This window comes from Iningainema tapete BLCC-T55, from assembly GCF_014698965.1.
Taxonomy (GTDB): Bacteria; Cyanobacteriota; Cyanobacteriia; order Cyanobacteriales; family Nostocaceae; genus Iningainema; species Iningainema tapete.
Genome location: NZ_JACXAE010000072.1, coordinates 1 through 23,614 on the forward strand (window position 1 = coordinate 1; position 23,614 = coordinate 23,614).

The window sequence follows — 23,614 nt, forward strand, 5'->3', positions numbered from 1 at the left end:
ATCATGTTGAGATTTATCCTGACTCAGTACTAACATTAGCTGTGTTTGTCCTGACTATTTGAATGTTTCTGCCAAAACTGGATGCTCCCTGCTCGATCATCCTCCAAGTGCTAACGGTTGCAGTTTTCTGCAAATGCTATACCTTCGTAACTTCTGCTGTCTTCTATTTGTGTATGGTATACTTATATTGTACTTATCCAAAAGCGGGTTAGACACTTGAGAATATGACCAGACCGATATCATCTGATCTAGAAACGGTCGAAACCAAACGCCAAAACTTCAACATCACTCCAGAGCAAGAAGCACAACTTAACTGGCTGCGCGAAGCAATCAATGCTCCTAATATCAAAGAAACCATCCTTCGCTCCATTGAGGTCATGTTAACTCTCAAGCGCCACATGCACCCAGGTACTCAACTATTTCTCCATACAAAAGAAGGGCAAGTCCGCCTACTTATCCCAGAACTTGAACCCATCGAAACTAATGAATGGCAGTATCTAGTGGCACGTCCTCACCCTTGGCGGCGGCAACTTTATATCAAAGGACGGAAACTACTTGCCTCTACTGTCTGGGGAGATATGATTGCTAACCAGATGTCTCCTGAAGAAGCAGCAGAAAATTGGAACCTTCCCCTTGCTGCCATTCATGAAGCTGTTTGCTATTGCGAAAGTCACCGAGAACTCCTCAACCTGGAAGCTCAAGAAGAGCGTTACCGCCTCGAAGAACAAGGAGGCGACCTTGAGCCTAAAGCTACTCATTGATGAGGACTCCCAAGCTCAGAGCTTGACTCGCTCAGCATCAATCTATTCCCATTAGTGAAACATAAAAAAATATTTTTATAGCGGTTCTCACGGACGTGAGGTACGCCGAAAAAGTAATTAACCACAGATGAACACAGATAAACACAGATAAATTTGTACCTTAGCTGATTAGGAAACGCTATATATCAATAATTATTTATTAGTACAAATAGAGAAATAATTCTCTTACTTGTTTCTATAATATTACGTACAAAAACTTGAATCAGAAAAAATAGTCTGACACTATGTAACTGTAAACAATTCATCCCCAAAACTATTTATTAAGGATGAATTTTTATAGTTATCAAGGAGATTTAAGTGGCTACAATTACGATTTTTGTTCTGCGTCCTGCTGGTTCTGAGCTATTTTCTCATTCTGAAAGCTACCTGGGCAACTTGTCTGAAGAAGAACTTAGTGTCTATGGCGGGATAACCCCATCAACTACCCTTGCTGCCTCCAGCATTTCTTGTGCACATAGTATTGCAGTTAGTGTTGCAGCAGTTACTGCTTCTTTAGTTTATAGTGCTGCACAAATCATAAGTAAGTCGGCGTAAAAAATTAAAGGTTTGTAGTCAGCGCTGAGTGCGCGCAAGGGCGCTAACTACGAGCGAAAGAGATGAACTTTACGTTTCTTTACATAGTTCTGTTTATTCACGCCGACTTACTTATAAGCATTTAAAGCTGTTTGCCAAATTGCGATGCTTTCTTGAAAATCTCCTGCTTTGTATCGCTCAATTCCTTGCTGTACTAATTGCGAATTACTGTTTTGAGCAGTTACCACTCTTAATTGCAAGAGCCACAAGCAAAATACAAGACTGCATAAAAATATAATTCTTAAAAATTTCCGCTTACGGGATTTGCTGCGGTGTTTATTTTTCATAAAAGTGCAGCATTTGAGTATATTATAAATCATTTTTTATTTGAATTTATCTAAACCTATTTTTTTCATAGTTCGTTTTTTATTTTTGACAATTTAATGTTTATTAATACACGAAAAATATGACAATTTTTCTTAGATAATACAAATTATTAATTTTTTCCAAATAATTTTAAATAATTGTACATTACTAAATTAGCATTTTTTTTGAGATAAAAACTGTGATTAATAACAAATGAACTAGCTAGGGCAATGGTGCCGTACTCCTAGTTAACGCACCCTACGGATTTAAGATTTACTTTATAAATCAGAGATAACCGTCCGTTGTTAAATAATCACTAGTATTTTCTTGAGGGATACAATGTCTAGCTTTGATAGTACTAATGGTCGGAGTTGGGTTACTTATTTAGGAATAGGGATTGCGATCAGTGGTGCGTTATTTTCCCATGCAAATTGTGCCGTAGCTCAAATTACCCCAGATACCACTTTACCCAATAATTCTCAGGTCATACTACAAGATAACATGAGAATTATTGAGGGAGGAACGCAAGCTGGACATAATTTATTCCACAGTTTCCAAGAGTTTTCTGTCCCCACTGGTTCCACAGCTTTCTTCAACAATGCTCAAGACATTCAAAACATTATTAGCCGAGTTACGGGTAGTTCAGCTTCTAACATTGACGGGTTAATCAGTGCTAACGGTACAGCCAACCTGTTTTTGCTGAATCCTAAAGGGATGATTTTTGGTAGAAATGCCTCACTGAACATTGGTGGCTCGTTTGTGGTAAGTACGGCAAGTAGCCTGAATTTTGCTGATGGCACACAGTTCAGTACTACTGTAACCCAATCGCCGCCCCTGCTAACTATCAGTGTTCCCGTTGGTTTGCAGTTCGGACCAACACCAGCAGCAATTCAGGTACAAGGGAATGGTAAAGGTACAAGAACAACAACTGATCTAATTGATACTAATGAGGCTTTACGTGTACAGCCCAATCAAACTTTAGCCCTGGTGGGCGGTGACATAAAGCTCTTAGGGGGAACTCTGAAAACAGCAGGAGGACGAATTGAATTGGGGAGTGTGGCAGGTTCCAGTCTAGTCAACCTGACACCAACGGCAAAAGGCTGGACTTTTGGCTATGAAAGTGTCCCAACCTTCGGGGACATTCAACTGTCTCAGCAGGCGACAGTTGATGCTAGTGGCGCAGGTGGTAATGTCCAAGTACAGGGCAAGCGGTTAACGCTACAGGAAAGTTCTCAAATTGAAGTCAGTACTTTGGGAGAGGGAGCCGCAGGAGCGTTGTCTGTTAGCACTTCTGAATTGGTGGAATTGACTGGAAGTACAGCCTATGGTCAGTTTCCCACCAGCTTGAGTGCTAACACTCAAGGGACAGGAAAGGCGGGAAATGTGACAATTAACACACAGCAATTGCTCATCTCTAATGGAGCAGAGGTTTCCACAGGCACCTTGGGTTCAGGGGATGGGGGAAGTTTGAATGTCAATGCCTCTCAATCGGTGCAACTGATTGGTACTTCAAGAGATGGTCAGTTTTTTCCCGTCAGCTTGTTCACTGGAACTCAAGGGACAGGAAAGGCGGGAAATGTGACAATTAACACACAGCAGTTGCTCATCTCTGATGGGGCACTAGTCTTTACTGGCAGCATTGGAGAAGGAGATGGAGGGAGTTTGAGTGTTAATGCCTCTCAATCGATACAACTAATCGGTACTTCAGCCGATGGTCGGTTTCCCAGTGGCTTGATTGCTAGCACTCAAGGGACAGGAAAGGCGGGAGATTTAAGGATTACCACACAGCAGTTGCTCATCTCTGACGGGGCACAGATCTTTACTGGCACCAATGGTTCAGGGGATGGGGGGAGTTTGAATGTCAATGCCTCCCAATCGGTACAACTAATCGGTACTTCAGCCAATGGTCAGTTTCTCAGTGGCTTGTTTGCTAACACTCTAGGGGTAGGAAAGGCGGGAGATTTGACGATTACTACTCCCGTGTTGCAAGTTCTGGATGGGGCACAGATTATTACTGGCACGAATGGTTCAGGGGATGGGGGGAGTTTGAATGTCAATGCCTCCCAATCGGTACAACTAATTGGTACTTCAACCAATGGTCAGTTTCCTACCGGCTTGTTTGCTAACACTCAAGGGACAGGAAAGGCAGGAGATTTGACAATTAACACACAGCAGTTGCTCATCTCTAATGGGGCACTAGTCTTTACTGGCAGCAGCGGAGAAGGGGTAGGAGGCGACGTTGACATCACTGCTAGCGACCTGCGGCTAGACAACGGTCTGATTACAGCACAGACCTTCTCTGGTAATGGCGGCAACCTCAAGTTGAACATTACAAATTTATTGCTGATGCGTCGTGGTAGTAGAATATCCACCACCGCAGGCACGGAGCAAAAGCCGGGAGACAGTGGTAATATCACCATTAATGCTCCATCGGGCTTCATCGTCGCCGCCAAGGGTGAAAATAGTGACATCACTGCTAATGCGTTTACTGGTCAGGGAGGTAAAGTTACTATTAACGCTACAGGCATCTTTGGAATCTTACCACTTAGGCGGCAAGACCTTGAGAGGTTGCGTCCATTAGATTTAAACCCGCGTCAACTTTCGACCAATGACATTACAGCAATTTCTCAGGAAAACCCTTCTTTAAGCGGTCAGGTAACTATCAACACACCCGATTTAGACCCAAGTCGCGGATTTGTGGAACTACCATCCAATCTCGTCGATCCGTCTAGGCAGATTATGCAAAACTGTGCGGATCAAAGAGGAACAACCGCTAATTCTTTTTATATTACCGGACACGGGGGCTTACCTGTGCGTCCTGGAGATCTTCCCATTTCATATTACCCCACCGGATTCGTGCGTTCTGTTCCCACACAACCAACTATTAACAAAAAACCAACGGCGATCGCAGATCCTCCTGGTGTTGGTTCTGCCAAAATAGACACGCCGATTATAGAAGCGCGTGGGTGGATAGTGGATAGTAATGGAGATGTAGTTTTGGTCGCTTCTGCACCTAATGCCACTCCTTATAGTCCCTGGCTCACGCCAGTGTCTTGTGCTGTGCCTCAAAACATCCGGAGCAAATTATCCTCTCAACCCACTCAAGCTTGATGCTTCACTTGAGGAAAAACCTTAGACAGGTGAATAACCAAATCAGGAAAAAATGGGAGATTAACTGATTCATGAGGCAGAAAAATTAACTTTCTGCGATAACCAAATTTACCTTGCACTTGATATGGTTCACTGTAAAATTCCAAGAAATTGTCTACTAAATTAAATATCCAATAATCAGAAATACCGCCTTCAGCATAAATTGGTAGTTTAACCTCTTGGTCATATTTTAAAGAAGAATCAGCAATTTCAATTAAAAGTAAGACATCACTTGGGTTGGGATGAGCATCAAGATAGTCATCTTCTCGATTGCGAAGAATGGCGATGTCTGGTTCAGGTTCACTATTATTCGGAATAACAACAGGATCTTGACTTTGTATAGTAGCGCGATCGCCTAGCAGCCTTGATAATTCCCTGATCAACCTTCTGTTAAAAGTGGAATGCTGTGTACCTTTAGCTGGCATCTGGAAGAGTTCTCCCTTGATCAGTTCAACTCGCTCATCCTCTCCAAAGAATCCGAGTTCTGCTAAACGGTGATATTCAGCTATAGTAAAACGTTTAGCGGTGGTGATAGTCATTATAAAATAGTCAGGTAGGTTTGCTCAGAATTCATGGGCAACACACGCAACTTACGATTTTTTAAATCTAGTTCTAACCCAAGAACTTCCATTGGCGTTACACCTAACAACGCATAAGGCACTTCTGTTAGTTCCAATATTTTTGTGGGGTGGGCAGGAAAGCCCGCCCCAAATTGACACAAATCCCTACACCATCTCCGATGAAGTTTGCACTACTGGCTGGGGTTGGGGCTGAAACATGAACAAAGAGTATACCACATCTCGACGGATATTGGTCATCATATCCAAGAAAAGTTCGTAACCCTCAGTCTTGTACTCAATCAACGGGTCTTTTTGACCATAACCGCGCAATCCCACAGATTCACGTAAAGCATCCATTTGCTGCAAGTGTTCTCGCCACAGAGTATCGATCCGCTGCAAAATAAAGAACCGTTCTGCTTGGCGCATTAATCCGGGTTGGATTTGGTCAATTTGTGCCTCCTTAAGATCGTAGGCAATCCGCACCTGTTCGTGGAGGAAAGCTTTAATCTCACCCATCGACATATCTTCTAATTGACTGGACTGCAAGTCCGCTAGCAGATAAACAAATTCTTTAACTTTCTCCACCAACTTATCTAATTCCCATTCCTCTGAAGGTAAATCTGGGTTGATGTAGTAGTTAACGATGTCATCCATCGTTCTTTCAGCGTACTCGATCACTTGTTCTTTGAGGTCTTGACCTTCTAGCACGCGACGACGTTCAGCATAAATAGCACGACGCTGATTGTTCATCACCTCGTCATACTCAAACACCTGCTTACGAATGTCGTAGTAGTAAGTTTCGACTTTCTTCTGCGCACCTTCCAAACTGCGGGTAAGCATTCCAGACTCAATAGGCATATCTTCCTCAACGCGGAACATATTCATCAAGTTGGCTACGCGATCGCCACCAAAAATCCGTAGCAAATTATCTTCCAACGAAAGGAAAAATCTCGTCGAACCGGGGTCCCCTTGTCTGCCTGCACGTCCGCGCAACTGGTTGTCAATCCGACGCGACTCGTGACGTTCGGTACCAATTACGTGTAACCCGCCGATTTCTACTACCTCATCGTGTTCCCGCTTGGTAAACACTTCATACTCTTGCTTAACACGGTTGTAAGCTTCCCGCATTTTCTGGATGACAGGATCGCTAGTTGGAGCTTTCTCAGCTGCCACAGCTACTTTGTCTTCCGCTTCCAGTTCTGATAAATTGCGTTCGCCATACTCTTTGACAGCAACTTCCACAGCTTGTTTAAGCATTTGTTCTGCTTCTCGTGAAAGCTGAGTGGGGAAAACCTGTGGCGAAGCCTTCCAAGTTTTTACCTTTTTACCAGGAACAAAACCTTGACCACCAGCTCCTGCACCTGGTAATCCTGCTGCTCTGTGAATGCCAAACATATCTTCATCTTCTGGTTTGACAATCCGGGGCATAAAATATTCCCGCATCTTCAAACGTGCCATGTACTCAGCATTACCACCGAGAATAATGTCTGTACCTCTACCAGCCATGTTTGTAGCGATAGTTACCGCCCCCTTTCGTCCGGCTTGAGCAACAATCTCCGCTTCTCGCTCGACATATTCTGGTCTGGCATTGAGCAACTGGTTGGGAACACCTTGCTGTTTGAGGAGTTGATTGAGGTATTCTGATTTTTCTACACTCGTGGTTCCTACCAATACTGGTCTGCCTTGCGAGTGCATTTCGGCACATTCTTTAGCAATTGCATTCCACTTGCCTGCTTCCGTCTTAAAGACCATATCAGACAAGTCTTGACGTCTCCTCACTCTGTTGGTAGGAATTACCGTAACTTCCAGTTTATAAATTTTTTCAAACTCTGCTTCTTCCGTCTTTGCCGTTCCCGTCATTCCACCTAATTTGGGATAGAGCAAAAACAGGTTTTGATAGGTAATTGTTGCCAGAGTTTGAGTTTCTGGTTGAATTTCTACCCGTTCTTTGGCTTCAATGGCTTGATGCAGTCCATCACTCCAACGTCTTCCGGGAAGAACCCTACCTGTAAATTCATCTACGATGACTACTTCGCCATTACGAACAATATAGGTAACGTCTTTGAGAAAAAGTTCTTTAGCTTTAATAGCGTTAAAAACAAAGTGCGCCCAAGGATCTTCTGGATCAAATAAATCTTTTACTTCCAAAAGCTTTTCTGCTTCGGCAAAACCCTCATCTGTCAACAGTACGTTACGAGCTTTTTCATCCACTTCATAATGCTCGTCTTTTTTTAAAACTGTGGCAATCTGCGCGGCTTTGATATATTTTTCTGTAGGTCTTTCTACTTGTCCAGAAATAATTAACGGCGTCCGCGCTTCATCAATTAAGATTGAGTCTACTTCGTCAATTACACAATAGTTAAACGGGCGCTGCACTACGTCTTTGATCTCTGTCGCCATATTGTCGCGCAGGTAGTCAAAGCCCACTTCACTGTTAGTGACATAGGTAATGTCGCAATCGTAGTTTTTCTTGCGCTCTGGTGGCGTCATGCTTTGCTGAATTAGTCCTACGCTCAAACCCAAGAAGCGATGCACTTGTCCCATCCATTCCGCGTCCCGACGAGCTAGGTAATCGTTGACGGTAACAACGTGTACTCCTTTACCAGTAAGAGCATTCAAATAACTGGGTAAGGTAGCCACTAAGGTTTTGCCTTCTCCAGTTTTCATTTCGGCAATTTGCCCTGTATGCAAAATAATGCCACCTAAAAGTTGAACATCAAAGTGCCGCAAACCCAAAACTCGCCTTCCTGCTTCCCGCACCACAGCAAAAGCTTCTGGCAGAATGTCGTCAAGGGTTTCGCCTTTGGCAAGACGCTGTTTAAATTCCAAAGTTTTGCCCTTGAGTTCGTCATCGCTCAGGGCTTTAATGTCTTCCTCTAAAACGTTAACGTCGGTAATGTAAGGTTGGTATTTTTTAAGTTTACGAGCGTTGGGGTCGCCCAACAAGGTTTTTAGCATGGCAGGTTATTCAACTGAATAAAGGAGGATGGGATTAAAGGTTTTGCATTAGATTATAAGCGTTTAACCCAACCGATACGAATGTGGTAGCGGATGGGGGGTAAAATGAGTATTGGCTCAAAACAGCTTAGACCTCAGATTTGCCAATCAGTTTACTAAATGATTGCTTTTAACTAATAGCTTTTATTTGGACTGTTTTTATAGTATCATTTCAACTCCCATTGAGGCAGAGAACACCACGTCACAGAGGTAGCGATCGCCCCCCCTCGATATGAGGAGTGGGGGAGATGAGGGAGTGTTCTTTTCACGGTGAGTTCTCCCACTCACTAGTAAGGCGACGGAAGTTATACTCTGTAGCACTTTGATGACAATTGACACAACTACCAATTTCTACAGGGCTGGAAAATTTTACTCTTGGATGTATTGCTTTGAAATAACGTGAGTTTTTGACGCGATAGGGCGTTTCTTCGTCTTTAAGCTGAGGACGGGAAAAAGCCTCAATATACCTCCAAACTAGAATGCGCGGAGGATCTACCAAAGGCTTTAACCTTGCACCGTAATGCTGTTCATCTTCTAGGAGATTTTTCCAGGTTTGGGTAGGCAAAACAGCTGGTGGTAGAGCAATGTGACAACTAGCGCAGTTTTCTAGATACAATTGTTGTCCTAACTGATACTTTGCTGGGACTACGTCAACCGTAATCATGGACGTGGGAGTAGCACCATGAACATTATATGATAAGGTTAATAACCAGCCCATAGCTAAACTCCAAGTAAGGATCACCAAAAGTAAACCAATGGGCTTGCGTTTCAGTGTGCGATTATCGCGAAAGCTCTTCATCATATTTGACATTGCCCAGCCTACATATACTATTACAATCATCTCTAGCAACTATCAAGCACGAAAAAAAGCTCTTGCCTCAGCACAGTCAAGTTGAATTTGTGTTTTCAGCGCTTCAAGCGTTGGAAATTTTTGTTCAGGGCGCAAAAACTTTTCTAGTTCTACTGTCAGTTTTTTGCAATACAAATCACCCTTCCAATCTAACAAATGTACTTCCACTGTTGGATGAGTACCATTTACTGTGGGGCGAGAGCCAATATTCATTACTCCCACGCAGTCAAAAGCAGTAGCATCTGGTACTTCACCCAAACTTTTAACACGGACAGCGTAAACTCCAAAACGTGGCAAAAACTTTTGTTTAGGAAGTTGTAGGTTGGCGGTGGGAAAGCCGATAGTTCTACCCAGTTGTTGACCTTTGACCACAGAACCCATTAGTGTATAAGGGCGTCCTAGCAGTTGGTTGGCTTTTTCAATATCTCCGTGTTCTAGATGTTGACGGACAAGTGAACTGCTGATCCTTTCGCTGTCCGAGTATTCCTGCCCATCACAATTACAAGTTTCCAAAGGAACGATGGTAACAGGGATATCATACTTTGCTGCAATTTGTTGTAATAAAGTGGCAGTACCACTGCGTTGGCTACCAAAACGAAAATCTTGTCCAACGCTAATTCGTTGGCATTGTAGTTGTTGTACAAGAATCTTTTCCACAAACTCTTCAGGAGTTAAAGCAGATAATTCTTTATCAAATGGTAGTAGTAAGAGTTGTTCTACCCCAAGACTGCGCAATTGATAAATTTTTTCATCCAATGGTGTTAACAGAGTACGGGGTTTTCCCGTAAAAAACTCCTGCGGATGAGGATTAAAAGTCACAACTGTTGAGTAGGCATATCCAGAAGGGAGTGAAAGATCTTTTGCAGTTGGGGAGGACTTTGAGAATGTCATCCCTGTTAGATCCAAACGATCTGCTTTTAATATTGGTTGAATTACCTGTTGATGACCACGATGTACACCATCAAATTTACCTAAAGCAATAACAGTTGGCGTTAGAGCCAATTCAGTCGAAGATGTTACCCACACAGAACACCCATTTTGAGACAGATTTAGCACATCAATTTTGGGATCTTAGGTTTATAAAGCCGTTAGCTGACTAATCGCTATAAGCAATATTTACACAATCTCATCTAAAATCTACACTCTTCTAAGTAGCAACTTGATTCAAACCATGCAAGCCCAGACTCCTATTATAACCGCAGCAATATGCTACTATTATAAATAAGAGCAAAAATGGTAGAATAGTCGCCTGGTGCTTAAGTTAAAGGTAGAGAGTCAATCACAGAAAAAGATTCTGATAAAGCAACTGATGCCCCTACCCTGAGTACCATACCTTCGCGTGCCATAATCGCACCCGGAAACTTACGCATTGCTTCTTCCCCGACACGATCCAAAAACTCATCATCGTGGGAAGGATCGTGATGAAAAATCACTAGAGTTTTGACATTAGCCGCTAGCGCTACTTTCACAGCTTCTTGCCAAGTTGAGTGTCCCCAGCCAATTTTTGGTTTGGTGGGCAAATAATATTCTTCATTGGTATAAGTAGAATCATAAATAAGAATATCGGCATTACGAGCTAGCCACAAAACATTTTCATCAAGTCTGTCCGGGAAGTGTTCAGTATCTGTAATGTAGACAACAGCATGATCTTGCCAATTAACACGGTATCCCACAGCTTCACCAGGATGATTCAAAGGAGCTGTTTCTACGGTAATGTCGTCGATTAGTATAGGTTGCCCTGGTACAACATCATGAAAATCTAAATTGGCTTGCATAATCTGTAAGGGTACGGGAAAATTCGGATGGAGCATCTGATCGTTAAGACGTTGTTCAATGGTGGAACCATCGGGTGCGATCGCGCCATATATATGAAAGGAATTTCCCTTCACAAACCCAGGAGTAAAGAAAGGAAAACCTTGCATGTGATCCCAGTGAGAGTGGGTAAAGAAAATATGAGCGTCAACTGGCATTTTGGGCAACAATGATTGCCCTAAAACGTGCAGTCCCGTACCACCATCAAAAATTAAGCGTTTGCCGTCCACTTGCATCTCAATGCAAGGGGTATTACCGCCATAACGAACGGTGTGTAGTCCCGGACAAGGTATACTGCCGCGAACACCCCAAAAATGGACTGTAAATTGGTGGTTCTTGATCCTAGACATGGTGTTGCTTGCAAGATAGAGCGGGATATGAATAAAAAATGTTTACTTATTTTGTTCAGTTTATGCTGTCTCACTGTTTTTAGTAGAGAGTAAATTTATTGGTAAAACAGCATACCAAGTTTAACAGTGTTGCTAAACTTGGTTAGGCAAGAGCCTCTTAGAGAAATATATGTACAACCTGTGATCAATCATACACTTAATTCCGAAAACTCCTTGCGTGAAAACCCATACAATCATAATTTGACGAAGACATTTTTCTGCACTTTTATGAGCGCAACCATAACTTTGATAACATAGTTTGATGGGTAGCGAAAACCACTTTACGCAATGGGCAATGGGCAATGGGCAATGGGCAATGGTTTGAGCGGTTGAGCGTCCGAGAAATTGTGAAAATCAATTATTTCTTACCTAGCCCCATGCCCTATTCCCCATGCCCCACTTATCATGGTTCACGGAAACTTCAATTCCCATTCAGACAGTGTACACAATCCAGAGGCGTAAGTAAGATTGTATTGCAATGGAGTTATGCTAATGTAGTTTTTCCGAACCACATGTACATCCATTGGTAAATGCTGTGGTAAATTTAAACCAGCTGGTGGTTCCACATCTTCTAGAACTTCTCCAGTTAACCAGTAGTAGGTTTTACCACGCGGATCTACTCTTTGATCAAAAACATCAATGTAGCGTCGCACTCCTTGACGAGTTATCATCACTCCAGTAATTTCTGGCGCTGGAACAGCAGGAACATTAACATTAAGCAACATTAACTCTGGTAAAGGCTGTTGGGCTAGTTTTGCTACTAGGTTACACGCAAAATTAGCAGCTGGCTGAAAGTTTTTGTAAGAAAAACTGGCAAGACTCATTGCCACGCTGGGAATACCTTCGATTAAACCTTCCATAGCCGCAGAAACAGTACCAGAATAAAGAATTTCTGTTCCCAGATTAGCTCCTTGATTGATCCCAGAAACAACCAAATCGGGAGGAGACTCAAGTAATGCCCACAGCGCTAATTTAACACAGTCAGAAGGAGTACCATCGCAAGCCCAGGCTTTGACAGCCGGATCAAAGATTGACTCGACAATTTCAGCGCGAATTGGCTGGTGAAGAGTAAGTCCGTGTCCAGTTGCTGAACGTTCTCGATCTGGGCAAACTACAGTAACATCGTGACCTGCTTGAGCTAAGGTATTTGCTAGAGTGCGTATACCCAAGGCATAAACACCATCATCATTGCTAATCAGTAATTTCATAGTTAATCATCATCATCCATTAGTAGAGACGCCCCGAGGGGGCGTCTCTACATTAGTTATTGTAAATACCTCAATGAGGCGTATGTACATTAGTTATTTTAAATACCCCAGGGAGGCATTTACAGGTCGAAAGTTAAAACTTCAATTTAGTCTGACGTAAAGCGGCTACACTGGTAAAGAGAAATTCAGTTTTCACCATTGCCTTAGACTTGTGCAGTGGCATATTACTAATTTTATGTGACCAGCAATCCCAAGCTGTAGACAAATGATTAATGATTAATGATTAAATACTAATGACTAGCAATTTAGAGGCTCAACTATTAACACTTCAAGCAGAAGGAGAAAAAGCGATTTTCTCCGCAGATTCGCTGGAACGTCTAGAGGAACTCAGAGTTAACTATCTGGGCAAAAAGGGAGAGTTGGGGGCGCTGTTGCGGAGTATGGGACAACTAAGTGCCGAAGAACGCCCAAAAATTGGGGCGATCGCCAACACAGTCAAAGAAGCCATACAAAACAGTATAGACCAACAACGCGCTTCCTTGGAAGCCGCTGAAATTCAAGGACGGCTAGAAGCTGAAACTCTGGATGTGACGATGCCGGGAATTTATCGTCCCCAAGGTCGTATTCATCCCCTCAATGGCATAATAGACCGGGCAACAGATATTTTCGTCGGCATGGGCTATACTGTAGCAAATGGTCCAGAAATGGAAACAGATTACTACAACTTCGAGGCGCTCAACACTCCGCCAGATCACCCAGCCCGTGATATGCAGGATACCTTTTACCTTCCTGACGGAAATCTGCTGCGCACTCAAACCTCGTCAGTACAAATTCGTTACATGGAAGCCGAGGAACCACCAATTCGGATTATTGCTCCAGGGCGAGTATACCGAAAAGATGAAGTAGACGCAACTCACACCGCAGTTTTCCATCAAATTGAACTTTTAGCGGTAGACGAAGGACTCACCTTTACCGACCTTAAAGGTACTATCAAAATGTTTTTACAAGCGATGTTTGGCGAAGTGCCAATCCGCTTTCGTGCCAGTTACTTCCCATTCACAGAACCCTCCGCTGAAGTAGACTTGCAGTGGAATGGTCGCTGGCTCGAAGTTATGGGCTGTGGTATGGTCGATCCAAACGTGTTAAAAGCAGTAGGTTATGACCCAGAAGTATACACCGGATTCGCCGCCGGTTTTGGTGTAGAACGTTTTGCTATGGTGCTACACCAACTTGATGACATTCGGCGTGTTTACTCCAGTGATTTGCGGTTTTTACGACAATTTTAACGGTGGCAATTATCACAATGACCACAACGCCATGCTGGTTCAAGTTTAAAACCAAAGGCGTTTAACAAAAACTGCCAACGGCATTGCTTGGTAGTAATATATCTATTCATCTGCACAACTGCGATCAGTTCCTTGGTAGACTGATTTAGTCTGCCAGGGATGATGCTGTAATTAAAAGGGTCTAACCACTTTAATTGACCAGCGCTGTGGAGTAAAGCCAGAGCAATTGCACCGTCGGGAAATTTTCTTGCTACTGCATTGACTTCCCCTTGAGAGGGTAGCTTTTTCACCAGCTGCTGTGCGGATATTTGTTGCGATCGCACCCGCTCTTCAAAAAACCGCTGTCTTTGTTTATCCTCTGGATCTAACCATCCCGTAGGTTCACTTACCAAAGTCAGGGCATCACTTGGTTTACCATCCCGCCCAGCACGTCCAATTTCCTGCAAATACTCTGATAGCAACAACGGCGCGTGAAAATGAACCACCCAACGGACATCACTTTTATTTATCCCCATACCAAAAGCAGACGTACAGATGACAAACGGCATATTTCCCCCTAGCCATTTCGCCTCTACACTGCGCCTCTCCTCTGCTCCTAGCCCAGCGTGATAACTAGCTGTAACATAACCCATAGAGTGCAGCCACGCAGCTAAATCCTCACTATCTCGCCTTGTCCGAACATAAACTAGCCCAGTTTGTTTTGGTCTATTTTGTATAAATTTTAATAATTGTTGCTTTCTGCCTCGTGGTGTCCAAACTATGCGTACACTTGGGTTCAGATTAGAACGGTAGACAGGAAGCTGGAAAACATCCGGTTCTTCTAATTGTAAAGTTTCTTGAATTATTTTTTGAGCTAGAGGGTCAGCAGTGGCGGTAAAAGCAGCTAATGCTATTTTTGTTCCCGGTGGTTTTGATTTTAGCAGCGTTGGTCGCACTACCCCCAATCTTCGATACGCTGGTCTAAACGTCTCTCCCCACTGCACCAGACAATGAGCTTCATCTAAAATCAAACTGTTAATTACCAGTTGTGGATTTACCAATCTTTCCCATACCGACTCACTTAATAAAGTCTCTGGAGACAAGTATAGTAACCGTAGCTTTTGTCTTTCTATAGCTTGTAAAGTTTGTCGCCGCATCAAAGATGGTAATTCACCATGCAAAATCCCTGCTGGTAAGTTCCGTTGACGCAGTTCCTGCACTTGGTTTTCCATCAAAGCAATCAACGGAGAAACTACCAGCGTTAATCCAGTTTGTAGCAGTGCCGGAAGTTGAAAGCAAATAGACTTTCCCCCACCTGTGGGCATAATAATCAGCGCATCTTTCTTTGCCAATAAAGAGTGAATAATTTCTCCTTGTGGTGGACGGAAATCCTCGTAACCCCAGATTTTATGCAAAGCTGCGCGGATTTCGTTAAGAGACGTTGTTGGTGGGTGATTCATTCTTCACAAGAACATGAGCGTGACTCTCAATATATCCTTCGCTCTTAAGCTACTGGCTCAGTGATTCACACAAAACAAACAACATCCACCTGCGATTTAAATCGCTTTTCTTATAGCTAAAGTCCTCTAAAGAGGACTAAGATGCTTTTTTGGCTATAGTACAAGGGTTATCTTCGCGTCCTTGGCGTCTTTGCGGTTCATTTATCTTCTCCAAATCTCATACTGCACATGAGTAGAATAGCCCCTACAATACTTTAAACACTAGGTGCAGCAGCGATATGACTGAAGAATTAAAACATAAATTTTACATTAGTACTGATAAATCTAAATTAGATATTTCCCTGATTAATAATTCTTTAAAAACTTTGTATTGGACTGAGAATATACCATTAGCAATATTATCCAAGTCAATCAACAATTCTTTATGCTTTGGACTGTATGAAGGCGATAAACAAGTGGGCTTTGCCAGAGTCATCACTGACTATGCAACTTCAGCTTTGTTAAAAGACGTTTTTATTCTAGAACCATACCGCGAACAAGGTTTAGGAATATGGTTTGTTGAATATATTTTGGAATACCCAGAACTACAAGAAGTCGCAATGTGGTTATTAGGAACAAAAGATGCTCATGGACTTTATCGCCGTTACGGTTTTAAAGATTTGAAACAACCGGAAAGAATTATGATACGTTTAAATCCAAATATTATGCGGCATAAAAGTGGTCTTCCTGTAGAGTAGCCCCACGTCAGATTCATTATCACACGCAAGTTAATGAGGGTTTAAGAAAGCCTTAGTTTTAAGCCAACCTCTGTATGGTACGGTAGCGAGGAAATGTTCTTTCACCGCTACATATGAGTACAATCAAAAATTTATCTTTCATTGGACAGGCGCTGTTTCCAGCACGCACTCAAACGCTTGACGACACGACCATTGGAGGTCTTTCAGGGCTTACTTACGATGCGCTGAATGAACGCTACTATGCTATTTCAGACGACAGAGGGGGACAACCCAATGAGCCTGGTGATCCACCACGCTTCTATACCTTAACTCTCGATTTGAGTGACGGGACTTTTGATAATAGCCGTGTTTCCTTTACAGAAGTGACACGCTTGCGTCGTGAAGATGGTTCCTTTTACCCAAACTTTTCTACAGATTTGGAGAGCATTCAGCTTACCAATTCTGGAACTTTACTGATAACTTCAGAGGGAGAGACAGCAGGAACAGGACAGATTCGCACCAATCCTTTCCTCAACGAGTACAACTTAGATGGTACTCTGATTCGCTCACTGCCAATTCCTAAAAAGTTCATTCCCGATGCTTCCATAGCTGCTGACCAAACACGCGGTGTGCGTGATAACCTCGCTTTTGAAAGTGGAGCCATCACCCCAGATGGTTTGACGTTCTTCACTGCAAGTGAAAATGCCTTGGTGCAGGATGGACCTGTGGGAAGTGTGACCAGCGACACGCGATCGCGCCTTATAAGCTATGATCTGCTTACTGGACAACCCAAGGGCGAATTCCTGTATGTGACTGACGCTGTGGCATTTGCGCCAGAGCCAAGCAACGGCTTTACTAGCACAGGATTAGTAGACTTACTCGCCCTAGACAATGGTACGACGCTGCTTGCTTTAGAGCGCTCCTTTTCTTTAGGTAGACCTGGTGGCGGTAACACCATTAAGCTGTATGAAGTTTCTTTAGGCGAAGCAACTGATATCACGGAGATACCTTCTCTCAATGACCTCAGTGCAACAGAACTCGCGAATATTCGCCCTGCCGAAAAACAATTGCTGCTCGATCTCAACGACCTGGGGTTGGAAAATGGACTCAATAATATTGAAGGCATTGCATTAGGTTCTCAATTACCCAACGGTTTGCAGTCGCTCATTTTAGTCAGTGACGATAACTTTAATTTGGGCAACATTCCGCAGGTACCTTTCTTGGAATTTACACAGTTTCTGGTATTTGGAATAGAGTTAAACTCGCACAATCCTACTCTAGTAACTGATCTGGGATTGTAGGTAAGCTTTTGATTTAGGGTTTCAGTCCGCAATGCCCACCACATCCAGGTTTTGGTGGGCATTGCCCACCCTACGTGTATTTCAAAAATTAAATAGTAGCCTTATATACGTGTGTAATTATACAAATAATTTGGTATTTCAATTTTGGATTGTAAATGCGAGTCATCGTAGACGCGCTGCTTGTCGTCAGACATCGCCTCACCTGCAACCAATTGCAAGGGAAGAACACCCGCCCACACTGGCAAACTGTAATCTGCTTCATCATCCATTGGCATACCTGTCCGTACTTTTGCGGATGCTTCTGTTAAGGGTAGCGAAAGTACCAAGGTTCCCTGTAACTCTTGGCTGTTGGGTTGGCGCACTTCTTCCCACCGTCCTGGCACTACATGCTCCGTGAAAGCTCGTAGGGCTTCTAGTTTTTGCTCTGCTTCTTGTATTAGGGTTGCTGTACCAAATATTACAACTGAACGGTAGTTCATTGAATGGTGGAACGCAGATCGAGCCAGTACTAGCCCATCAAGCAAAGTAACTGTTACGCAAACTTCTATCCCACTGAGTAACGAACGCAACATTCGACTGGCGGGAGAACCATGAATATAAAGTTGGTCTTCCACTCGTCCATAAGCAGTGGGAATGACAAAAGGCTGGTTATCAACAATAAATCCTACATGGCAAACTAACGCTTCATCTAAAATATCATAGATGACTTGACGTTCATAATTTCCACGTTTCGCCATTCGCTTAATTTGAGTGCGTTCTGTCGCAGTTAATTGTTCTTGATTCATTTCGGTTAAATTAAATCCAATTGCATTGAATTACTGGCGGAAAAACCAAGACTGTCGTAGACTGGTTTGCCCGCAGGAGAAGCGTTGAGAAGCACTCGTGTACAACCAACTGCTTTTAGGTGTGCGATCGCCATATTGGTTAGTTGTTTGGCAATTCCTTGTCTGCGGTAAGGTGGTTCAACGTAAACGCCCCAGATGTATCCATATTGTCGGTACTGCGGCTTGAGAACATTTGGGTATGTCAAATATATTTGACAACTTGCCGAGCCAACAACTGCGCTATCAACTTCTGCGACAAACCCTTTGTAAGACAATTCCTGACGAGCGTTTTCGATAAATTCAAGGGTAATATTTAGCCAGTCAGAATTGATATCGTCATCAGGAACACCAATATCTCGCCACATTTGGTAAAAGTGCTGGGCAATGAGAGAGTCTTCCTCTACAGTTGCTTCTCTGATAGTGATATGTCGTTCTATCAGCATTGTTAACGGCGCTTAATTCAATTACTGTTAGCGTAATTCTCAAACTGGTCTTCCACAAGAGCCAATTTTGTGATTTAATACCAGTCCACTATCCTTGATGTGAACTATGGATTTAGCGATCGCACTCGACAGCAATTCCCCCATACCACTCCATCAACAACTTTACGAAGAACTACGTCAAGCCATCCTAAGCGGACGGTTGTTACCAGGAGAACGCATTCTTTCGACACGCACGCTGGCAAAATCTCTCTCGATTTCTCGCTCCACTGTCACTACTAGCTATGAGCAACTACTAAGTGAGGGCTATCTAGAGACTATTGTTGGTTCAGGTACGTTTGTTTGCACTCAACTTCCCGATGATTTGCTGCGTTCAACATCTGTTGAGTCTGCTATAAAAATCACTCGTCCACAAGTCAAGCTATCTGGGTATGGAGCAACTCTAATTGAGGCAGATAATTTCCTTCGAGTTGTTGAACCTGAACTACCGATTAACTTCCGCTACGGACGTCCAGCCCTTGAGCAATTTCCTATCAAGCTGTGGCGCAAGCTACTGTCTCGTTACTGTTGCTCTAATTTACATTGGCTGGACTATTCAACAGATCTCTTGGGTGACAAACCTTTACGCGAAGCAATTGCTCGCTACCTTTCCCGCTCTCGTGCTGTAAACTGCATACCAGAACAAGTGCTAATTGTCAATGGTACACAGCAAGCACTTGATTTAATTGTACGGCTATTCATTGAGCCAGATGATGTTATTGCCTTGGAAGATCCAGGCTACTTAAGCGCACGGCTGATCTTTAAGACTCAAGGTGCTAAACTTTTGCCCATTGCTGTGGATGAGTCAGGCTTGGTAGTCAAAGACTTGGCATACTCAAACGAACAAATCCGACTTGTTTACGTAACACCTTCTCACCAATTCCCAACTGGAGCAACTCTATCACTACCACGACGGTTGGAACTACTAGCTTGGGCGCAACAAACTGGGGCGTTAATTATCGAAGATGATTATGATAGTGAATATCGCTATGGTGACAGACCAATTCCTGCTCTGCAAGGTTTAGATCAAAGTGATTCAGTGCTTTACATTGGTACTTTCTCAAAAGTGCTGTTTCCTTCACTGCGAATTGGCTATTTGGTACTGCCAAAAAGTTTGGTTTCGCCCTTTGCCGGTGCTAAATGGTTAAGCGATCGTCATTTACCGTTGCTAGAACAGCAGGTGCTGGCAGACTTTATTGAAGAAGGGCATTTAGAACGTCATATTAGAAGAATGCGCGAACTTTACGATCAGCGTCGTCAAGTGCTGGTGAAAGTGTTAAAAGTTCACTTTGGCGATCGCTCAACAATTTTAGGAGAAAAGGCGGGACTTCATTTAATGGTGCGATTGCACACTCCTCTGTGTGATGAAGAAATTATTCAGCGTGCTGCCTCTGTTGGTGTAGCAATGATGTCAGCCGCACCCCACTATCTCAAACCACATCCCTCAGGAGAGTTTATTTTTGGCTACGGAGAACTGAAAGAGCAGCAGCTAGAGGAAGGTATTCTTAGATTAGCTAAAATTCTGACGATGATGTAGCTCTAGTTCAATTGGCGTTTGCTTGGGTGAGACAAGCCAATGCTCCCTTGATTCTTGGGCAGACAAACTTTTTCTTGGAATTCGATGTTTGTTTCTACCGTTCCACACAGGAGTTTGAGATCAAGCCAAAACAGGAGTAAGTTGTATGGACTATTTACCAAATTTCATTCCCCACAGCGATTCCGGTATCAATCTCAGAATGGAATTTATCTGGTGTCATGCTTTGGAGTAATTCATCAAGCCTATATTTTTTCCGCTTTTTTAGTGTGATTACAATGCTGTCTCCCGAAATGCTAAGAGTCACTTCAGTTCCTTCTTGAACTTGTACCTGTTCAGCCAATGCTTTGGGAATGCGAATAGCTAAGCTATTTCCCCATTTAGTAACGACGGTGATCATAAATACCGCTTGTAAAAGTCTGGACAAAGCTACCTACGAGTAGACAACTTTGGACAGGAGGAAGTTAGCGGTTTATCTTCCCAGAAATTACCCTTAGCGCTTTCGCTTGCTTTGTTCAGACTGCTCTGACCATCGCTTGACCAAGGATTCCCAGTTAGAGATAGAGTAGAAGCTGTGACGCCTGACTCCAAATTTCTTTATTTGGCTATTTAGTTGACTCCACTGGCTCCATACGTGCTTTCCAGCCTTCACGGCAAGATAGGCGGTTATGGAGCCATGCATTCTTTCTTTTAATCTCATACCACGTCTAGCAATAGCCATAGCCGCAGCTTCATCACTAGCTAATCCATATTGACGCGCAAACTTTACTAGTCCAATCACACTGGTGAATGCGGGATTCACCTTCATGAGATAGATACCTCGGTTGCTCAAAATACTTTCTAGCAATTCGTAAAATCGACTATAAGCCCAGCCAGAAAGCATTCGAGCATACTTTTTACCACGTTCTTTAAGCTGCTCTTTCTTGGTTGAGAAATCTAATTCTTCACAGACAATAGGACAGACATAAGTATTAGCTAAGACTGCTAATTGTCAGCAAGCATCTACAATTTGAGCATCTTGTTTACCAAATGGCAGTCCCATTTGTAATGGTATTTGTCCATGAGCTTTCAGGTTGCCATCGTGATCAACATATGCCCAACCAATTGATCCCGGATTCAAATCAATCCCAATACAACCATAAGCAGAATGTCGAGAAATACGTTGAACTGGCGCTGGTGTAAATTGAACTGCTACATTCCATTTTCCTTCTTTACGGTAGAAATGCCATGTTTTAGCTCCATCGGAAGGTAATCGATTAATATTGCGATCAAAATTACCTATTTTGGTTTGAACATATTTACCAAACTTCGATTCTAAACAAGCTGGTACTCGAAATTTGAGGAAATCGCCATTCCATTGACAAACCTGATTACCAAAACTTTCATCTTTAGAACCAACTACAAAAGCTTGGTTTCTCGGAATAACAGTATGAATTGGTGCTGTTTTTAAATGCTTAATTTGTTGTTGTAGTTGATACGCACGACGTTTTTTATTGTGGATTTGAAAACTTAAGTTTTGCCAATTGTTATCACGAAATTCGCTTGAGCAAGAGAGTGGTAATTTACAACCTGTCTGAGAATTATGCCAATTTTTCTTACTATAAAACTTTTGGGAATCTGCGAGTTTTTTTTCAGACTTAGTAATCCAAGCAGTAATAGATTTTAGTTTTCCTTCAAGCGTCTTTATATGGGTTGCTCTATTCTTTCTAGAAGCATCTACAGCACCTTGAGCGTGAGCAATGACACCATTTGCATGACGTTTTGAGATACCATAAGTAATTTGTAAATAAGTATTCCAATTGGATTTATTAAAATCTTTGGTAGCAAGAAGATGGTTGGCTGTCTCACACGCTGCTTTATGGAATATCGGACTGTAAGCAGCAAGAAACATCTCCAACTCTGTGAATCCTAAAATATTTAATTCTTCTGCTGGTGTCGGTAATCCTTTAACATACGTGAGAGTTGCCATTTATTTATTTACCTCATCAATTACGCTTGATATTCCATCAATTAACTTCTTGTTTTTGCGACTACGAGAACCATACAAACGTGCTGAAAACACTGTAATCAGTTCAATCATGTCTTGCACTAGTTCTTGCTCAAAAGTAATCTCTTCATTCGATTTATTTACTATTACAACCTCAGTTTCAAACTCTTCACACATAGCAAATACAAGTTCTGCACCAAAGCGTAGAAGTCGGTATTTATGAGTTAGGACTAATCTGCCCACATCGCCTCGCATAATGCGATGTAGAAGTTTTTGGAGTCCTTTCTTGTTCTAGTTCAGACCACTACCTAAATCTTGAATAGTTTCAAACTGCCAACCATTAGCACTACTAAATGCCTCTAAAACTTGTACTTGACGCACTAAATCTGCTTTTTGGTCATGACTTGAAACACGAGCATAGTTAATTGTTACGCGCTCATCTAGCTGCTTCAGGTCACGAGGTGTAATGCGTCTAATATCAGCTAGAAAAAATCTTCTTTGTCCTGTTGGTGAACGCTCTGACTTTATCTTGCCTGAATCTGCCCAACGTCTTAAAGTCTTTGTGGAAACGCCCAACTCCTTAGAGGCGTCCCCAATGCTGATAGTCACTTCAGATGTATTCTCCATATCAACTCAACTGATCTAGACTACATCTTTATAGTTCCCCATTCCGGAAAAGATGTCAATGGTTGTCTAATAAATTTCTTTCAGTTTCCTCCCCCTAATAATGTTCTTTAAACAATTACACACTCAAGCGATGTGCTGTCTGCTTACTTGCAAAGGACGCTATCGGTTCAATCTGTGAAGCTCTAACTTCAACGGTAATTCCTTTAATGGGAACACTAAAACCTTCTAGACTATAGCCGTCTTCGATACCTTCTAACATGGGGTAGTGTTCAATCACTATTGCTACATCCCCTTTTTTCAAACCGTATTCCGGCAAATCTTCCTTTAATGCTACTTGGGTATACAGTTCAATTGCCATTACTCTTGACTTATTAAGATACCAATGTAACAAACTAAATTTACATGATTTTAGACTTGCTCTCGCCCGATGAGTTTCAGTTGCTGAAATTTTTCAGGGGTGTCGGCTTCAGGTAAAGGAGTAAACATTACCAATCGCAAGTCTAGTGAACCTTCTGGTTGAAAAACCGTGTACTCGAAAACTAAGCGTCCTACTATAGGATGGTTGTACTCTTTACGCCCTTCGTTTTTCTCGTATACGTCATGACGGGACCACCATTCTCGAAATTGTACACTAACTCTTTGCAGGTCTTCTATCAATTCTGTTAACTTTTCATCCCCTAAGTAACGGCTACAGATGCCACGAAACTTGGAAACAATCAGTTGAGCATGGTTTTCCCAATCAATCAACATATGAC

At 42.7% G+C, this 23,614-nt stretch carries 22 protein-coding genes and 1 pseudogene; 7 read left to right on the forward strand and 16 right to left on the reverse strand.

Annotated features, from left to right (window positions below; genetic code table 11):
• Positions 1 to 224 precede the first annotated feature (224 nt).
• The 3 genes from ICL16_RS45845 (at position 225) to ICL16_RS21085 (ending at position 4,811) form a co-directional block, all read left to right on the forward strand.
• Entirely contained in the window at positions 225 to 761 is a 537-nt protein-coding gene (locus tag ICL16_RS45845; RefSeq protein ID WP_238360884.1) for a hypothetical protein, read from the forward strand.
• 357 nt (positions 762 to 1,118) lie between these two features.
• Positions 1,119 to 1,355: a hypothetical protein gene (locus ICL16_RS21080; RefSeq protein WP_190831629.1), complete on the forward strand. Its 237-nt coding sequence runs from the start codon at positions 1,119 to 1,121 to the stop codon at positions 1,353 to 1,355.
• A 684-nt stretch (positions 1,356 to 2,039) separates the two neighbouring features.
• Positions 2,040 to 4,811, forward strand: coding sequence for a two-partner secretion domain-containing protein (locus ICL16_RS21085; protein ID WP_190831631.1), 2,772 nt, complete (start codon positions 2,040 to 2,042; stop codon positions 4,809 to 4,811).
• Here ICL16_RS21085 and ICL16_RS21090 read toward each other — a convergent pair.
• The 7 genes from ICL16_RS21090 to surE all read right to left on the reverse strand — a co-directional run bounded on the left by ICL16_RS21090 (position 4,802) and on the right by surE (position 12,666).
• A complete protein-coding gene (locus ICL16_RS21090) occupies positions 4,802 to 5,389 on the reverse strand; it encodes a Uma2 family endonuclease (RefSeq protein ID WP_190831633.1) in 588 nt (195 codons plus the stop codon). The two genes, ICL16_RS21085 and ICL16_RS21090, sit on opposite strands and share 10 nt — an antisense overlap.
• Positions 5,389 to 5,526 carry a hypothetical protein gene (locus ICL16_RS21095; RefSeq protein ID WP_238360885.1) on the reverse strand — a complete coding sequence of 46 codons (138 nt, stop codon included), beginning with the start codon at positions 5,524 to 5,526 and terminating at the stop codon, positions 5,389 to 5,391. The genes ICL16_RS21090 and ICL16_RS21095 overlap by 1 nt, the downstream gene beginning before the upstream one ends.
• A gap of 49 nt (positions 5,527 to 5,575) precedes the next feature.
• Positions 5,576 to 8,368: a preprotein translocase subunit SecA gene (secA, locus tag ICL16_RS21100; RefSeq protein ID WP_190831635.1), complete on the reverse strand. Its 2,793-nt coding sequence runs from the start codon at positions 8,366 to 8,368 to the stop codon at positions 5,576 to 5,578.
• A 304-nt stretch (positions 8,369 to 8,672) separates the two neighbouring features.
• On the reverse strand, positions 8,673 to 9,218 hold the full coding sequence (locus ICL16_RS21105; protein WP_190832631.1) for a cytochrome C: 546 nt from the start codon (positions 9,216 to 9,218) through the stop codon (positions 8,673 to 8,675).
• Positions 9,219 to 9,260: 42 nt separating this feature from the next.
• Positions 9,261 to 10,313, reverse strand: coding sequence for a bifunctional riboflavin kinase/FAD synthetase (locus ICL16_RS21110; RefSeq protein WP_190831637.1), 1,053 nt, complete (start codon positions 10,311 to 10,313; stop codon positions 9,261 to 9,263).
• 200 nt (positions 10,314 to 10,513) lie between these two features.
• A complete protein-coding gene (locus ICL16_RS21115) occupies positions 10,514 to 11,419 on the reverse strand; it encodes an MBL fold metallo-hydrolase (RefSeq protein ID WP_190831639.1) in 906 nt (301 codons plus the stop codon).
• Between the two features lie 449 nt (positions 11,420 to 11,868).
• On the reverse strand, positions 11,869 to 12,666 hold the full coding sequence (surE, locus tag ICL16_RS21120) for a 5'/3'-nucleotidase SurE (protein WP_190831641.1): 798 nt from the start codon (positions 12,664 to 12,666) through the stop codon (positions 11,869 to 11,871).
• Positions 12,667 to 12,959: 293 nt separating this feature from the next.
• Between surE and pheS the strand changes: the two genes are divergently transcribed.
• A complete protein-coding gene (gene pheS / locus ICL16_RS21125; protein ID WP_190831644.1) occupies positions 12,960 to 13,952 on the forward strand; it encodes a phenylalanine--tRNA ligase subunit alpha in 993 nt (330 codons plus the stop codon).
• Here pheS and ICL16_RS21130 read toward each other — a convergent pair.
• Positions 13,949 to 15,391 (reverse strand): RecQ family ATP-dependent DNA helicase, encoded by a 1,443-nt coding sequence (locus tag ICL16_RS21130; protein ID WP_190831646.1) that lies wholly within the window; start codon positions 15,389 to 15,391, stop codon positions 13,949 to 13,951. The two genes, pheS and ICL16_RS21130, sit on opposite strands and share 4 nt — an antisense overlap.
• 278 nt (positions 15,392 to 15,669) lie before the next feature.
• Here ICL16_RS21130 and ICL16_RS21135 point away from each other — a divergent pair, with 278 nt between their 5' ends.
• Together ICL16_RS21135 and ICL16_RS21140 are read left to right on the forward strand one after the other, a co-directional pair.
• Positions 15,670 to 16,128 carry a GNAT family N-acetyltransferase gene (locus ICL16_RS21135; protein WP_190831648.1) on the forward strand — a complete coding sequence of 153 codons (459 nt, stop codon included), beginning with the start codon at positions 15,670 to 15,672 and terminating at the stop codon, positions 16,126 to 16,128.
• 113 nt (positions 16,129 to 16,241) lie between these two features.
• Positions 16,242 to 17,408: an esterase-like activity of phytase family protein gene (locus ICL16_RS21140; RefSeq protein ID WP_190831650.1), complete on the forward strand. Its 1,167-nt coding sequence runs from the start codon at positions 16,242 to 16,244 to the stop codon at positions 17,406 to 17,408.
• A 101-nt stretch (positions 17,409 to 17,509) separates the two neighbouring features.
• Here the strand turns inward: ICL16_RS21140 and ICL16_RS21145 are convergent, their stop codons facing one another.
• Together ICL16_RS21145 and ICL16_RS21150 are read right to left on the reverse strand one after the other, a co-directional pair.
• Positions 17,510 to 18,193, reverse strand: a complete 684-nt coding sequence (locus ICL16_RS21145; RefSeq protein ID WP_190831652.1) for a pyridoxamine 5'-phosphate oxidase family protein — start codon at positions 18,191 to 18,193, stop codon at positions 17,510 to 17,512.
• Between the two features lie 5 nt (positions 18,194 to 18,198).
• On the reverse strand, positions 18,199 to 18,675 hold the full coding sequence (locus ICL16_RS21150) for a GNAT family N-acetyltransferase (protein WP_190831654.1): 477 nt from the start codon (positions 18,673 to 18,675) through the stop codon (positions 18,199 to 18,201).
• Positions 18,676 to 18,781: 106 nt separating this feature from the next.
• Between ICL16_RS21150 and pdxR the strand changes: the two genes are divergently transcribed.
• A complete protein-coding gene (gene pdxR, locus ICL16_RS21155; protein WP_190831657.1) occupies positions 18,782 to 20,248 on the forward strand; it encodes a MocR-like pyridoxine biosynthesis transcription factor PdxR in 1,467 nt (488 codons plus the stop codon).
• Positions 20,249 to 20,402: 154 nt separating this feature from the next.
• On the opposite strand, the gene ICL16_RS21160 is transcribed toward pdxR, so the two are convergent.
• From ICL16_RS21160 to ICL16_RS21180, 6 genes and pseudogenes are all read right to left on the reverse strand, one after another.
• Complete coding sequence (locus ICL16_RS21160; protein WP_190831659.1) at positions 20,403 to 20,645, reverse strand: AbrB/MazE/SpoVT family DNA-binding domain-containing protein; 243 nt, start codon at positions 20,643 to 20,645, stop codon at positions 20,403 to 20,405.
• Positions 20,646 to 20,738: 93 nt separating this feature from the next.
• Positions 20,739 to 21,128 (reverse strand): hypothetical protein, encoded by a 390-nt coding sequence (locus ICL16_RS45850; RefSeq protein ID WP_238360886.1) that lies wholly within the window; start codon positions 21,126 to 21,128, stop codon positions 20,739 to 20,741.
• Positions 21,129 to 21,236: 108 nt separating this feature from the next.
• Entirely contained in the window at positions 21,237 to 22,214 is a 978-nt protein-coding gene (locus ICL16_RS21165) for a hypothetical protein (RefSeq protein WP_238360887.1), read from the reverse strand.
• Positions 22,215 to 22,859 (reverse strand): annotated as a pseudogene (locus ICL16_RS21170) (IS607 family transposase). It abuts the gene before it with no gap.
• 115 nt (positions 22,860 to 22,974) lie between these two features.
• The gene (locus tag ICL16_RS21175) at positions 22,975 to 23,217 is read right to left on the reverse strand and encodes a DUF4926 domain-containing protein (RefSeq protein WP_190831662.1); all 243 of its coding nucleotides are present in this window, start codon (positions 23,215 to 23,217) and stop codon (positions 22,975 to 22,977) included.
• Between the two features lie 50 nt (positions 23,218 to 23,267).
• Positions 23,268 to 23,609: an MmyB family transcriptional regulator gene (locus ICL16_RS21180; protein ID WP_238360888.1), complete on the reverse strand. Its 342-nt coding sequence runs from the start codon at positions 23,607 to 23,609 to the stop codon at positions 23,268 to 23,270.
• Between the last annotated feature and the right edge of the window lie 5 nt (positions 23,610 to 23,614).